4 protein-coding genes are annotated in these 15,263 nt (G+C 73.1%); all 4 read left to right on the forward strand.

Features of this window, described 5'->3' with window-relative positions; translation table 11 throughout:
• The first annotated feature begins 38 nt into the window (after positions 1–38).
• The 4 genes from ACFYYT_RS00975 to ACFYYT_RS00990 all read left to right on the forward strand — a co-directional run bounded on the left by ACFYYT_RS00975 (position 39) and on the right by ACFYYT_RS00990 (position 15,198).
• Entirely contained in the window at positions 39–9,989 is a 9,951-nt protein-coding gene (locus tag ACFYYT_RS00975; RefSeq protein WP_351821873.1) for an SDR family NAD(P)-dependent oxidoreductase, read from the forward strand.
• Between the two features lie 126 nt (positions 9,990–10,115).
• On the forward strand, positions 10,116–11,909 hold the full coding sequence (locus ACFYYT_RS00980) for a carbamoyltransferase C-terminal domain-containing protein (RefSeq protein ID WP_351821870.1): 1,794 nt from the start codon (positions 10,116–10,118) through the stop codon (positions 11,907–11,909).
• Complete coding sequence (locus tag ACFYYT_RS00985) at positions 11,906–13,648, forward strand: hypothetical protein (RefSeq protein WP_351821867.1); 1,743 nt, start codon at positions 11,906–11,908, stop codon at positions 13,646–13,648. The genes ACFYYT_RS00980 and ACFYYT_RS00985 overlap by 4 nt, the downstream gene beginning before the upstream one ends.
• Complete coding sequence (locus ACFYYT_RS00990) at positions 13,645–15,198, forward strand: ATP-binding cassette domain-containing protein (RefSeq protein ID WP_351821864.1); 1,554 nt, start codon at positions 13,645–13,647, stop codon at positions 15,196–15,198. Before ACFYYT_RS00985 ends, ACFYYT_RS00990 begins: the two co-directional genes overlap by 4 nt.
• The last annotated feature ends 65 nt before the right edge of the window (positions 15,199–15,263 follow it).

The following is a 15,263-nucleotide window of genomic DNA, read 5'->3' on the forward strand; positions in this document are numbered from 1 at the left end:
GCCCTTAAGCACGTTCTGCACGACGAGGGGTTTCGGACATGGCTGAGAAAGAGCAGATCGTCGAGTACCTGAAGCGGGTGACGGCGGACCTGAAGCGCACCCGGGGCCGAGTCCGAGACCTGGAGGAGGCCGAGCGCGAGCCCATTGCGATCGTCGGCATGGGCTGCCGGTTCCCGGGCGGGGCCGGTACACCCGAGGAGTTCTGGGACCTGCTGCACGACGGTGTCGACGCCATGAGCGACTTCCCCGACGACCGCGGCTGGCAGCAGTTCGAGGGCGGGACCCGTCCGCAGGGCGGCTTCCTCGACACGGCCACCGCATTCGACGCCTCCTTCTTCGGCATCTCCCCCCGCGAAGCCCTGGAGATGGACCCGCAGCAGCGGCTGCTCCTGGAGACGTCCTGGGAGACCTTCGAACGCGCGGGCATCGACGTCACCGGCATGCACGGCAGCAACGCCGGCGTGTTCATCGGCGTCAACGGAGCCGACTACCCCGGCATGCTCAACCAGGCGGGACACGAGTCCCTCGGTCACCTCCTGACCGGCAACGCCCCCAGCGTCGTCTCCGGCCGCATCGCCTACACCCTCGGCTTCGAGGGCCCTGCCGTGACGGTCGACACCGCCTGTTCGGCCTCCCTCGTGGCGCTGCACCTCGCGGCCCGCGCGCTGCGCGCCGGCGACTGCCCGCTGGCCTTGGTCGGCGGCATCACCGTGATGTCCACCCCCGGTGTGTTCGCGGAGTTCGGCAAGCAGGGTGGTCTTGCCGTCGACGCCCGGTGCAAGGCCTTCGCCGAGGGTGCGGACGGCACCGCGTGGGGCGAGGGCGCGGGGATGCTCCTGGTGGAGCGTCTTTCCGATGCCCGCCGTAACGGGCACCGTGTTCTTGCCGTGGTGCGGGGCACCGCGGTCAATCAGGACGGCGCGTCGAACGGCCTGACCGCGCCGAACGGCCCCTCGCAGCAGCGGGTCATCCGGCAGGCGCTCGCCAACGCGGGTCTTGCCGCGTCCGACGTGGACGTGGTGGAGGCGCACGGTACGGGTACGTCCTTGGGTGACCCGATCGAGGCGCAGGCGTTGCTCGCCACGTACGGGCAGGAGCGGGCCGGCAAGCAGCCGTTGCTGCTGGGCTCGGTGAAGTCGAACATCGGTCACACCCAGGCTGCGGCTGGTGTGGCGGGTGTCATCAAGATGGTGCTGGCGATGCGGCACGGGGTGGTGCCGCCGACGCTGCATGTGGATGAGCCGAGCAGTCATGTCGACTGGGCTTCGGGTGCAGTGGAGCTGGCGACCGAGCGGTTGGCGTGGCCCGGGCAGGGTGTGCGGCGTGCGGGGGTGTCCTCCTTCGGGATCAGTGGGACGAACGCCCACGTCATCCTGGAGGAGGCTCCGCGGGAAGTTTCCGTGGACGTGGCCGAGGAGGGGGGCTCGGCCGGGCGGGAGGCCGTGGGTGTGCTGCCGTGGGTGCTGTCGGCCAAGTCGCCGGTGGCGTTGCGGTCCCAGGCGGCGCGGTTGCGGCAGCACGCCGTGGCGCGGGATGCGGATCTGGCGGGGACGGCGGTCGCGCTGGCCACGGCCCGTACCGCCTTCGAGTACCGTGCTGTCGTCCTCGCCGAGGACGCCACCGGCTTCACCACCGCCCTCGACACCCTCGCCGCCGGGGGCGCCGCGGGCCGCCACCTCGTCCGTGGCACGGCGCGGCCCGGCGCCAAGACGGCCTTCGTCTTCGCGGGACAGGGCGCGCAGTGGGCGGGCATGGGGGCACAGTGGTACGAGCAGCTCCCCGTGTTCGCAGCGGCGTTCGACGCCGTCTGCGAAGCCGCCGACCCGCAGCTCGACGTACCGCTCGCGGCTGTGGTGCTCGCCGGCTCCGCGGGCCGCCCCGCGGACCACGCGGACCTGATCCATCGGACGCGCTACACCCAGATCGCCCTCTTCGCCGTCGAGGTCGCGCTGTTCCGCACCCTGGAGGCGTGGGGCGTACGCCCGGACGTCGTCCTCGGTCACTCCATCGGTGAGATCGCCGCCGCCCATGTGGCCGGAGTGCTCTCCCTTCAGGACGCGGTCACGCTGGCCGTGGCCCGCGGCGACCTCATGCAGCAACTCCCGCACGGCGGCGCCATGCTGGCCCTCGACGCCACCCGGGCACAGGCCGACGCATGGCTGCGCGCCCTGCCCGAGCAGCACCGGCGGCAGGTGACGATCGCCGCGGTCAACAGCCCCTCCGCCGTCGTCGTGTCCGGTGCGGCGGACGCCGTCGACCAGGTGGCCGAGGCCGCCTCCCGGGCCGGACGGCGGCATCGCAGGCTCCAGGTCAGCCACGCCTTCCACTCGCCGCTCATGGAGCCGATGCTCGACGCGTTCCGCTCCGTGCTCGCGCGCCTCACCTTCTCCCGCCCGGCTCTCCCGATGGTCTCCACCGTCACCGGCGAGTTCGCGGCGGACGACATCACCTCACCGGACTACTGGGTGCGGCACGCCCGCGAGGCCGTCCGCTTCGAGGACGCCGTGCGCGCCGCGGAGCCGCGCGTGGACGCCTTCCTGGAGATCGGCCCGCACACCGTGCTCTCCCGGCCGCTGGAGGAGAGCCTCTCCGCGGACCACACCGCCACCGTCACCTCAGTCGCCCACCGCGAACGGCCCCTGGTCGCGTCCCTGCTGAGGGCGGTCGGCGCCCTGTGGGCCGGTGGCGCCGACGTGGACTGGCGCGCGCTGCTGCCCGCCGTACCCGCAGGCCAGGACCTGCCCACGTACCCCTTCGAACGGCAGCGCTTCTGGCCCCGCGTCTCGCCGCACCGCGCGGGCGATGTGAGCGGCGCCGGACTCGCCGGACTCGACCACCCGCTGCTGGGAGCCGCCGTCAGCGTCGCCGACGGCAGCTCCGCCGGCGGCTCCGTGCTGACCGGCCGCCTCTCGCTCACCACCCACCCCTGGCTCGCCGACCACGCCGTCATGGGCGCCGTGCTCCTGCCGGGCACCGCCTTCGTCGAACTCGCCCTGCGCGCGGCCCAGAACGTGGGCTGCGGCCTGATCCGCGACCTCACCCTGGAGACCCCGCTCGTCCTCACCCCCGAGGACGCCGTGCAGATCCAGGTCGGCGTGGGCCCCGCCGACGACGAGGGTCACCGCCACGTCGTCGTGCACTCGCGCCTCGAACCGTCCGACGACGGGACGAGCGGCGTGGAGACCGGATGGGTCCGGCACGCCCAGGGCGTGGTCGCCCCCCTGGACCAGGACCCGAACGCCGACGACTTCGGCGCGGTCAGCGGCGCGGTGTGGCCGCCCCGCGGTGCGGCCCCGGTCGGGATCGAGGACTTCTACCCCGCCCTCGCCGAACAGGGCTACGCCTACGGCCCCACCTTCCAGGGGCTGCGCAGGGCCTGGCGGCGCGGCACCGACCTCTTCGCCGACGTGGAGCTGCCCGAGGCCGCGGCGGACGACGTCGCGGCATTCGGCGTCCACCCGGCCCTGCTGGACGCCGCCCTGCACGTCATCGGCCTCGGCGGCGCGGCCGACGGCGCCGAGAACACCTCGCGGGTGCCGTTCTCCTGGTGCGGCGTACGGCTGTGGGCGAGCGGCGCCCGCACCGTCCGCGTCTGTCTGACGACCGTGGGCACCGCCGCCGTCCGCGTACGGATCGCCGACGGCACCGGCGCCCCCGTCGCCGGCATCGACGAACTCGTGCTGCGGCCCGTCTCGGCGACCCCCATGAGCCCGAGGGCCGCCCTGCTCGCGGAGTCCCTGTTCACCGAGGCCTGGCACCCCCGCAAGGCGGGGCCACAGGACGCCGCCGGGGCAGCGGCTCCGCAGGTCTGGGGGCCGGACACCGGTCTCGAAGAGCTGACGGCCGCCGACACCGTGCTCCTGGACTGCGCGGAAGGCGGCGACACCGACACCCCCGAAGGGGTACGGGCCCACGTGGGCCACGCCCTGGCCCGCATCCGTGCCTGGCTCGCGCACGACGGCATCGCCCCGGCCCGGCGGCTGACCGTCCTGACCCGGGGCGCCGTCGAAGTGCATCCCGGAGAGGGCGCGGACCCGGTCCAGGCCGCGGTGCACGGCCTGGTGCGCTCGGCGTGCTCCGAGCACCCGGAGCGGTTCGCACTGCTCGACCTGGCCCCCGGCACCGGGCCCGCCGACGTCCCCTGGCCCGCTGTGCGCGCCGCGCTCGCCGACCAGGAGACCGAGATCGCCGTGCGCGGCGCAGGCGTCTTCGTACGGCGGCTGGTGCGCACCGCCACCGGCGCCGACGCTCCCGCCGCTTACACCGGGCAGGGCACCGTCCTGGTCACCGGCGGCACCGGCGTCATCGGGTCCGCCGTGGCCCGCCACCTGGTCACCGCCCACGGCGTCCGCGACCTGGTGCTCACCGGGCGGCGCGGCGCCGACGCGCCGGGAGCCACCGAACTCGCCGAGGAGCTGCGCGCGGCGGGCGCCGAGGTGCGCCTCGTCGCCTGCGACGTCTCGCAGCGGTCCGCGCTGGCCGAACTCGTCTCGTCCCTGCCCGAGTTGCGCGGCGTGGTGCACGCTGCGGGCGTCCTCGACGACGGCATGGTCACCGCGCAGACCGCCGAGCGTCTGGACACCGTACTGCGGCCCAAGGCGGATGCCGCGTGGTACCTGCACGAGCTCACCCGGGAGCGGAACCTCGACCTGTTCGTCCTGTTCTCCTCGGCCGCCGGCGTCTTCGGATCCCCGGGCCAGGCCAACTACGCGGCCGCCAACGCCTTCCTGGACGCGCTCGCCCGGCACCGCCGCGCGGCGGGGCTGCCCGCGCACTCGCTCGCGTGGGGCCTGTGGGCCGATCTCAGCACCATGACGGGGACGCTCACCGACACCGACATGGGCAGGCTCAACCGGGGCGGCCTGCGCGCCATGAGCGCCGACGAGGGTCTCGCCCTGTTCGACGCATCGGTGCGGCTCGAAGAGCCGGTCGTGGTTCCCGTACGCCTGGACCTGCGCGGCCAGGCCGACCCGCCCGCGCTGCTGCGCTCCCTGGTCAGGTCCGCCCCACGCCGTGCCTCCGATGCCCCTGCGGCCGCCTCCTCGGCATGGCACGAGAGGCTGCTCGGCCTGTCGGCGGCCGAGCGCTCCGCCGCCCTCGTGGACCTGGTGTGCGAGTACGTCGCCACCGTCCTCGGCCACACCACGGCCGAGGGCATCGCGCCCGACCGGTCGTTCAACGAGCTCGGCTTCGACTCGCTGACCGCCGTCGAACTCCGCAACCTCCTGGCCGAGTTCACCAAGGTGCAGCTGCCCACCACCCTCGTCTTCGACTACCCGAGTCCCGAGGCGCTCGCCGGCTTCCTGGGCGAGACCCTCGCGGAGCCCGCGGAGCGCTGCGCACGCGTCGTCGAGGTGCGGACCACCGACGACGACCCCATCGCGATCGTCGGCATGGCCTGCCGCTACCCCGGCGGCGTCGGCACGCCCGAAGAGCTGTGGGACCTGGTCGTGGACGGCCGCGAGGGCATCGGCGGCTTCCCCGCCGACCGCGGCTGGGACCTCCAGCGGCTTTACAGCCCCGAGCCCGGCCGCACCGGATCGACATATGTCCGGGAGAGCGGATTCCTTTACGACGCGGCCGAGTTCGACGCGGGATTCTTCGGCGTCTCGCCGCGCGAAGCCACCACGATGGACCCGCAGCACCGGCTGCTCCTCGAAACCTCCTGGGAGGCCATCGAGCGCGCGGGCATCGACCCGACGAGCCTGCGGCGCAGCAGGACCGGCGTGTACGCGGGCCTGATGCACCACGACTACGTGGCACGCCTCCAGGAGATACCCGAGGAGATCGCCGGGTATCTCAGCAACGGCACTGCGGGCAGCGTCGCCTCCGGCCGCATCGCCTACACCTTCGGCTTCGAAGGCCCCGCCGTGACGATCGACACCGCGTGCTCCTCGTCCCTCGTCGCCCTGGACATGGCCGTGTCCGCGCTGCGCAGCGGCGTGTGCGACCTGGCGCTCGCGGGCGGCGTGGCCGTGATGTCGACCCCCACCGTGTTCGCGGAGTTCGGCAAGCAGGGTGGTCTTGCCGTCGACGGCCGGTGCAAGGCGTTCGCCGAGGGTGCGGACGGCACTGCGTGGGGCGAGGGTGCGGGGATGCTTCTGGTGGAGCGTCTTTCCGATGCCCGTCGTAACGGGCACCGTGTTCTTGCCGTGGTGCGGGGCACCGCGGTCAATCAGGACGGCGCGTCGAACGGTATGACGGCGCCGAACGGCCCTTCGCAACAGCGCGTGATACGCGAGGCGTTGGCGATCGCGGGTGTGGATGCCGCCGATGTCGATGTGGTGGAGGCGCACGGTACGGGTACGTCCTTGGGTGACCCGATCGAGGCGCAGGCGTTGCTCGCCACGTACGGGCAGGAGCGGGCCGGCAAGCAGCCGTTGCTGCTCGGCTCGGTGAAGTCGAACATCGGTCACACCCAGGCTGCGGCTGGTGTGGCGGGTGTCATCAAGATGGTGCTGGCGATGCGGCACGGGGTGGTGCCGCCGACGCTGCATGTGGATGAGCCGAGCAGTCATGTCGACTGGGCTTCGGGTGCGGTGGAGCTGGCGACGGAGAAGGTTGCGTGGCCCGGGCAGGGTGTGCGGCGTGCGGGGGTGTCCTCCTTCGGGATCAGTGGGACGAACGCCCACGTCATCCTGGAGGAGGCCCCGCGGGAGGTTTCCGCGGTCGTGGCCGAGGACGGGGGCTCGGCCGGGCGGGAGGCCGTGGGTGTGCTGCCGTGGGTGCTGTCGGCCAAGTCGCCGGTGGCGTTGCGGTCCCAGGCGGCGCGGTTGCGGGAGCATGCCGTGGCGGGGGATGTGGATCTGGCGGGGACGGCGGTCGCGCTGGCCACGGCCCGTACCGCCTTCGAGTACCGTGCTGTCGTCCTCGCCGAGGACGCCACCGGCTTCACCACCGCCCTCGACACCCTCGCCGCCGGGGCCGTTCCCGGTGACGGCGCCGCGCGCGGCATGGCCCGTACATCGCTGAAGACCGCGTTCGTCTTCCCCGACCGGGCCGAAGGGCTGGCCGACGCGGCACGCGAACTCCTGGACAACTCGCCGGTGTTCGCCGCCGCCATGGCCGAGTGCGCCGCCGCCCTTGCCCCGCACGCCGGCTTCGCCCTCCTCGACGTCCTGCGCGACGAACCCGGCAGGCTCGCCGACCCGGCCGTCGCCCGCCCCGCCCTGTGGGCGGCCACGGTCTCGCTCGCCGCGATGTGGTCGGCCGTCGGCATCACCCCGGTCGCCGTCGTCGGCTTCGGCGGCGGCGAGATCGCCGCCGCCTGCGCCGCCGGCGTCCTGTCCCTCACTGACGGCGCGCTGCTCGCCGCCGGACAGGGACGCCTGCTCGCCGAGCACAAGCACGAGAACGAGAACGAGCAGATGAGGGCTCTGGCGGCCCGGGTCACCGCGGGCGACGGACGCGTACGGATGTACTCGGCCGTCACCGGGGCACGCCTCGCCGCCGGCGACCTGGACGCCGAGCACTGGTACCGCACCCTGCGCGAGCCGGCCGGCCCTGACGCCGCCGTGAAGGCGCTCCTCGGCGACGGCGTCGAGGCCATCGTCGAGCTGGGCACCCTCGTCTCCTCGGAGACGACCACCGCCGTCGAGGAGGCCACGGCGGCCGAAGGCCCCGACGTCCTGGTCACCGCCGCCCTGCGGCAGGGCCAGGCGGCGCGCACCGCACTGCTGGCGACCGCCGCGGCACTGTGGGCGCGCGGCGGCACCATCGACTGGGCGGCCCTGCTGGACTCGTCGGCGCGCCCCGCCGACGTACCCACGTACGCCTTCCAGAACCACCGCTACTGGCTGGACATCGCCCCGCCCGCGGGCGACGCGGGAACCGTGGGGCTCACCGCCGCCGGCCACCCGCTCCTCGCCGGCGTGGTCGAGCCCGCGGAGAGCGACACGGCCCTGCTCACCGGAAGGCTCGCGCCGGCCACCCACCCCTGGCTCGCCGACCACACGATCGCTGACACCGTCGTGCTACCCGGCAGCGTCCTGCTCGACTGGGCGCTGTACGCGGGAGACAGGCTCGGCTGCGCCCAGGTGGCCGAACTCGCCCTGGAAGCACCGCTCGTCCTGGATCCGGACGCCGCCGTGCACGTCCAGGTCCAGGTCGGTGCGGCGGACGAGGCGGGTCTGCGCGCCCTGACCGTGCACTCCAGGCCCGAACCCGCGACCGGCGAGGCGACGGGGGAGTGGACGCGCCACGCCCGCGCCGTCGTCGCGCCGGTCCTGCCGGGCCCCGTGGACACCTCGGAGTTCCGCGCACTGTCCGGTGCCTGGCCGCCGCCCGGCGCCCGGACCCTCGAACCCGCCGTCCTCTACGCCGCGTTGGAGGAACGGGGCCACGTCCACGGACCCGCCTTCCGCGGTCTGCGCTCCGCCTGGCGCAGCGGCGCCGACATCCTCGCGGAGGTGGCGCTGCCCGACGAGGCCTTCGCCGCGGGGCACGGCTTCGGCGGCCTGCACCCGGCCCTGCTCGACGCCGCGCTGCACGCGCGCACCGCCGAGCGGCCGATGGACACGAACACGGACGCGGATGCGGACGGCACGCAGGTGTGGCTGTCCGCCGCCTGGGGTGGGGTACGGGTCTTCGACGCCACCGGTACCACGAGCCTGCTCGTACGGCTGTCCGACGCGGGCGACGGCGCGCTGGCCCTGCACCTGGCCGACACCACGGGGCGGCCGGTCGCCGAGGCCCGCGAACTGACGCTTCGGGCGGTGCCCACCGCCGGCTTCCGGCGCGCCCGGGACGCCGAGGCCCCCACCCCGCGGGAGGCCGCCCGGCAGCCCGCCGCCCGCCCCGCGCGGTCGGGGCAGGGCGCCGTCGCCCGAATCTTCGCCGCCGAGCCCGACCAGCGGGCCCGGCTCGTCGAGGACCTCATCCGTACGGAGCTCGCCGCGGTCCTCGGGCACGGCGACGCCGAAGTCATCCACGTGGACGCCGAGTTCCTCGACATGGGCGTCGACTCGATGGCGGGCATCGACATACGCACCAGGCTCGGCTCGCTCCTGCGCGTGGAGCTCGCCGCGGCCACGCTCTTCGAGCACCCGACCACGGCACTCCTCGCCGCGCACCTCGTCGACCTCATCGGCACCGCGCCGGAGCCGGGCGACGCGGGCATCACCGGCACGACCGCCCCCGCCTCGCCGTCCGACAGCCTGGAGGCCCTCTACCGGCAGTCCCACGCCCTCGGCCGGGCGGGCTCGGCCGGCATGGACCTCATCCGGGCCGCGGGCCGGCTGCGGGCCGTCTTCGGCCACGAGAGCGCGGCGGAGCACCTACAGGAGCCCGTCCGTCTCGCCAGGGGCGACGAGGGCCGTGCGGCTCTCGTCTGCGTCCCGGCCATCACGGCGACCGCGGGACCGCTCCAGTACGTCGGGCTCGCCCAGCAGATCCAGGGCGAACGCGATGTGATGGTGCTGGTCAACCCGGGCTTCAGGGAAGGGGAGTTGCTGCCGGAGTCGTTCGAGGCGTACCTCGCCCTCCAGGTCGAGGCGCTGCGCTCGGCCGTGGGCTCGCGGCCCTTCGTACTCCTCGGGCACTCCGCGGGCGGCCTGATCGGCCACGCCCTGGCCGCGCAGGCCGAGCGGGAGGGGCTCGCCCCCTCGGGTACCGTCGTCCTGGACACCTTCCAAGCCGGTACGCAGTTCTCAGCCGAGCTGAGCCGCGCCATGCTGGAGGGCCTCTTCGCCCGCGAACACCTTTTCGGCAGCGGCGCGTTGAGCGGCGTACGCCTCAGCGCGATGGGGCACTACCACACGCTGATGGACGAGTGCGAGCTCACCGAAACCAAGGCTCCGACCCTCTTCGTGGGCGCCGAGAAGCCCCTGCCGCACCAGGCTGACGGCTTCGACGACGACAACTGGCGGGCCGCCTGGTCCCTTCCGCACACGCTCGTCACCACACCGGGCGACCACTTCACGCTCATGGAGGAGCACATCGCCACGACCACCGCCGCGATCCGTGGATGGCTCGCGGAACGGGACATCTGAACCACCGCGGGGCAGAGCGCAGCTCTGCCCCGCCCCTCCCACCGGCCATACCCCTCGGCCGCACCTATCGGCCACCCCATGACCAACGCGGTTCACAGAGATCCGTGTTCCAGAGGAGACAGCGCAGTGATAGTTCTTGGCTACAACGGTTTCTCCCGCGCCGCCGAGCTCTTCGGCAAGCTCTTCGGCTATACGCAGGACAGCGTCGACCGGCACAGCTTCCTCGGCCACGATGCGGCCGCGTCCCTGTTCATCGACGGCAAGCTGGTCGCCGCCGTCGAGGAAGAGCGCATGAACCGCCAGAAGAAGACCACCGCCTTCCCGATCAACGCCATGCGCTGGGTCCTGGACCAGGCGGGACTCGACTTCGCCGACGTCGACTACTACGCCTTCGGCTGGCGGTTCACCCCGGAGTTCGCCGACACCGCCATATCCAAGATCGCCGGTGCGCCGATTCCTCCCGAGTACAAGTTCCAGGCCATCTCCGACTTCGGCGAGCTCTACACCGGCATGCTCGGCAAGACCGCGATCCTCCAGGACTTCGCCCGCAACACCGGGTTCGAGCTGACCGAGGACAAGCTCATCACCGTCCCGCACCACCGCGCACACCTCGACTGCGGCCGCGCCTTCGCCGGCTTCGACGACGCCGCCTTCCTCATCAGCGACGGCCAGGGCGAGGCGGACAGCGCCATCATGGGCGAGGTCCGCGACGGCGAGGTCAAGGTTTTCGAGCAGTTCACGATCGACTCCCAGAACTCGATCGCCCAGCTCTTCGCCGAGATCACCCGATACCTCGGTTTCACCCCGAACAACGACGAGTACAAGGTCATGGGCCTCGGCGGATTCGGCGAGCCGCCGGCGCGGGAGGACAACCCGATCCTGAACCACGTCGTCACCCTCGACGGCCCCGGGCGCTACTCACTGGCCCTGGCCAACGACCCGCGTGGCCCCCGCGCCTACCTCGCCCTCTTCGACGAGATCTTCGGCGGCAACGACGACAACCGCGGTGAGTTCGAGTTCCAGGTCCGGGTCGCGAGCGCCGCCCAGCAGGCCCTCGAAGTGGTCACCGCGCACCAGCTCCGCGCCCTCGCCGACGTCACCGACCTGCGCAACCTCATCTACGAGGGCGGTGTGGCGCTCAACTGCGTCAACAACACCAAGCTCCTGGAGGACCTGCCGTTCGAGCGCGCCGACGTCAGTTTCGGTGCCAGCGACCCGGGCATCTCCATCGGCGCGGCCGCCCACGTCGTCCGCGAGCAGAACGTCCCGCTCGTGCCCGTGAAGACGCCCTACCTCGGCCCCGAGTACACCGCCGAGGAGGTCCTCGCCACTCTGGACGCCTATACCGACCGCGTCACCTGGGAGGAGCACACCGACGGCGCGATCGTCGAGAAGACCGCCGAACTGCTCAGCGGCAAGACCGTCATCGGCTGGTTCCAGGGCCGCACCGAGTACGGCCCGCGCGCACTCGGCAACCGCTCCATCCTGGCCAACCCGTCCCACGCGGACATGAAGGACATCATCAACACCCGGGTCAAGCACCGCGAGCCGTTCCGCCCCTTCGCCCCGATCGTCCTGGAGGAGAACGCGCCGAAGGTCTTCGAGATGGGCAAGAAGGAGCGCTCGCCGTACATGACCTTCGTGTTCCCGGTGAAGCCCGAGTACACGCAGACCATCGCGGCCGCCACGCACGTCGACGCCACCTCGCGCATCCAGACCGTGACGGACGACAGCAATCCCCGGCTGGCCGCTCTGCTGCGCGCCTTCACCGCGCGCACCGATGTGCCGTGCCTGGTCAACACCTCCTTCAACGTCGCGGGCGAGCCGGTCGTCAACTCCCCGAAGGACGCCGTCGAGTGCTTCCTCGGCACCGACATCGACTACCTGGTCCTCGGCGATTACCTGGTCACCAAGCGATGAGCGCACCCACCGGAACCGTCTGGCGCGCCCGTACGGCGCTCGTCCTGGAAGCGGCCGGGGCGGTGGCCACGGTCGGCCCCGTCCTCGCCGTCATCGAGGTGTGCAGGGAACTCCTCGACGGCGACCCCGACGGCGGCAGGATCGGCCGGCTCGTCCTCGCGGTCGCCGCCGCGGCGGTCGTCGGGTTCGCGGCCCAGCTGGTGGGCCGTGTCCTGAGCAAGGAAGCGGGGGCACGCACCCGGGACACGCTGCTCCTCGCGGTCACCGGCAGGCTGCGCGGCGCCCGCGCGGCCCGGCCGCTGCACGCAGCCTGGAAGGAGCACGGCACCACGCTGGGCCGTGACATCGTCTCCACGGGCGTCATGGTGGGCCGGGCCCAATCGGAACTCCTGTCGGCGTGCCTGGTGTTCGTCCTGTCGATCGGCTACCTGTTCTGGATCGACTGGTTGATGGCACTCATCACCCTGGCTCCGATCCTGATCGGCTTCGCCGTCTTCGGCTTCATCTCCGCGCGCTTCTTCCGCGAGATGGCGAGCGACTACGCGGCGAGCATCAGCGGCATCGACGCGGTACGCCCCACCGTGGGCCTGCCGCGCCGCATCAACCCGGCCGGCACGCGGGCCCGCACCGCCGCCGCGACCCGGCACTCCGCCGCCCGACTGGCCGATGTCACCGATGAGTTCAGCGAGTTCTTCCGGATCCGCATCGGCTCGCTGCTGGGCGGCCGGGCGCTGGCCGAGATCGCCTTCTCGCCCCTGACCGTGCTCGTCTTCGTCCTGTGCGGGGGAGCCCTGCTGACCCGCTCGGAGTGGCTGGCCCCCGCCGACCTGATCCCGTTCCTGCTGGTCGGCGCGGGACTGGCCGCCCCTCTGCTGGCCATCACCTACTTCGTCGAAGAAGTGGGGGAGGGAAAGAAGGCTGCGGCACGCCTGGGCCGGTTCGCGTCCGGGAGCGTGCCGCCGCCCGCGGCGGCCCCGGCGGGCTCCGTGGCCGAGGCGGCCACGTCCGCCGCCGCGGCCGGCGCGGGAGCATCCGGCACCGCAGCCGGTGTGGCACCGGAGGCCGGGCCGGTCCCGGGCCCCGGCCCCGCCTTGGAGCTACCCGAGCGCGGGGTGCTGACCGTCGTTGCCACCACCGACGCGGGCGCGGACTCGGTCATCGACCGGCTGCTCGCCGACACCCCCGCGGAGCGGCTCGCCGCGGTGGAGGCCGACCCGGCCGTCGTGATCGGCCCCATCGGCGCGTACATCACCGCCGACCGCACGGACGGCAGCACCGCGGAGGCCGAACGCGCCGCGCGCACCGCCGGCTGCCACGACACGATCGCCGCGCTGCCCCGGGGCTACGACACGATCGTGGGCTCCGAGGCGCCGCAGTCCTACCCCGAGCTCCAGCGGCTCGCGCTCGCCCGGCTGCTCGCCGGGGACCGCGAGGTCGTCCTGCTCGACGAGCGGGCCTTCCCCGGCTCCCCGGACACCGTCCGGACAGCGGTCGCCGAACTGCGCGGCCGGGCGGCCGTGGTGGTCGTCGCCACCGGCCCGCCCGCGGTCGTCGACGGCGCGCTCGTGGTGACCGAAGCCGGGAAGGTGGTGGCAGCGGGCACCCACGAGGAGCTGACCGGTCCCGGCAGCCCGTACGCCGGGTTCCTCGACGTCGGGGAGCCGCGCCGTGCTGCGGACCCCGTGGCCCTGTCCACCGGGTCCGCAGGGTCCCCCGCGTTCCAGGAGGTGCCCCGATGAGGACCGTGCTCGCTCGTTTCCTTCAGGTCTCCGGGAAACGGGGACTGACGTCGCTGTGCCTGTTCCTGCTCCTGGGCGCCGTCATCCAGGGTGTCGCCTTCACCTTCGTGGTGCCCATCACGGAGGACCTGCTCACCCCCGGTGCGCAGGCGCCCTGGGCCTGGATCGCCGCTCTCGCGATCGTCGGCCTGGTGTACGCCGTACTGCACTACCGCAGCGTCCCCCTCGGCAACGAGCTGGGCGCCGAACTGGTGACCACCCTCCACCGGGAGGTCGCCGAGCACACGGCGAAGCTGCCCAACCGTGAACTGGGAGTGAGCCGTTCCGACCGGCTGGCCGCGCTCGACGGCACCGCGGTCGTGGTCCTGATGGGGCTTCCCGCACATGTCATGCGGCCGATGGTGGCCGCGGCCGCCACCCCGCTGACCGTGATCGCCATCACCGCCTTCGTCAACCTGAAGATCGCTCTGACGCTGGCGGCGGGGCTGATCGTGCTGGCGCTGTGCTCCCTGCTCGTGGCCCGGCTGCTGTCCCGCAGCGAGGAGTCCGACGGGGCGGAGTGGCTCCGCAGGAGTTACGAGCAGCAGGGCGCGGGACGCCCCGGCGGCTTCCTGCCGAGCGCCACCGGCGAGGTGTTGCTGTGGCGGGCGGCCGAACTCGCCGCGTGCGCCGCTGTCGGCGCCTGCGCGGCGGCCGTCTCCGGCGACGGGCTCTCGGGGACCAGGGGCGTCGCGCTGATCGTGCTGTCGGTCCTCACGTACCGGCCCATGATGGAAGCCGTCCTGCTGACCAGCACCGTCATGAACGCACGGGAAGTGCTGGCCACCATAGGCAAGTTGCTGGACACCGGGCAGTCGCAGGAGGTCCGGCCGGGCGCCGACTGGCCCGTCGGCACCGACCTCGTCTTCGACGGCGTCAGCCTGCGGGTGGAGGGCACGACCGTGCTCGACACGGTCTCGTTCGAGATCCCGGGCGGTACGACCACGGCGCTCGTCGGAACCCCCGACGGCACCCGGCTCCTGCTCGGCGACCTGCTGACCGGCGACGTCACGCCCACGTCCGGGCAGGTGCGCATCGGCGGGGTGGACGTGACCGCCCTCGCCCCGTCCGTCGTGGAGCGGCACATCGCCCGGGTCTGCCCGCAGGACCCGGGGCACACGCGGGAGGAGGCGAGCCGGCTGCTCGACTCCTTCCCCGACCGGCTGGCGGACCGGCCCGGTGTCCAGGACGGGCTGAACCGGCTGCGCGCCGCGGTGGCCGAGCAGGACATCGCCTCCGAGTCGCTGACCGAGCCGCTCTCCTCGGAGGACCGCTGGCGGCTGGCGCTGTTGCGTGCCCTGGCCGGCGAGCCTTCCCTGGTGGTGGTGGACGCGACGGCCGGTACGGACCCGTTCGAGGCCGACCCCCAGCTGGCCGCGCTGTTCACCGGGCTCTCCCAGGACCGCACGTGCTGGCTCCTGACGGGCATCGGAGGCGAACTCCTCTCGTGCGACCGCCTGGTGGAGGTCTCTGGGTCCCGGTCCGGCGCACGCGTCGCAGTGTCGAGCTGAAAGGAAAGAGGGGGCCGGGCCACAGCCTTGACGGCTGTGGGCCGGTCCCCTCTTCGTGAAGCGGG

Source organism: Streptomyces sp. NPDC002032, assembly GCF_042890765.1.
Taxonomy (GTDB): Bacteria; Actinomycetota; Actinomycetes; order Streptomycetales; family Streptomycetaceae; genus Streptomyces.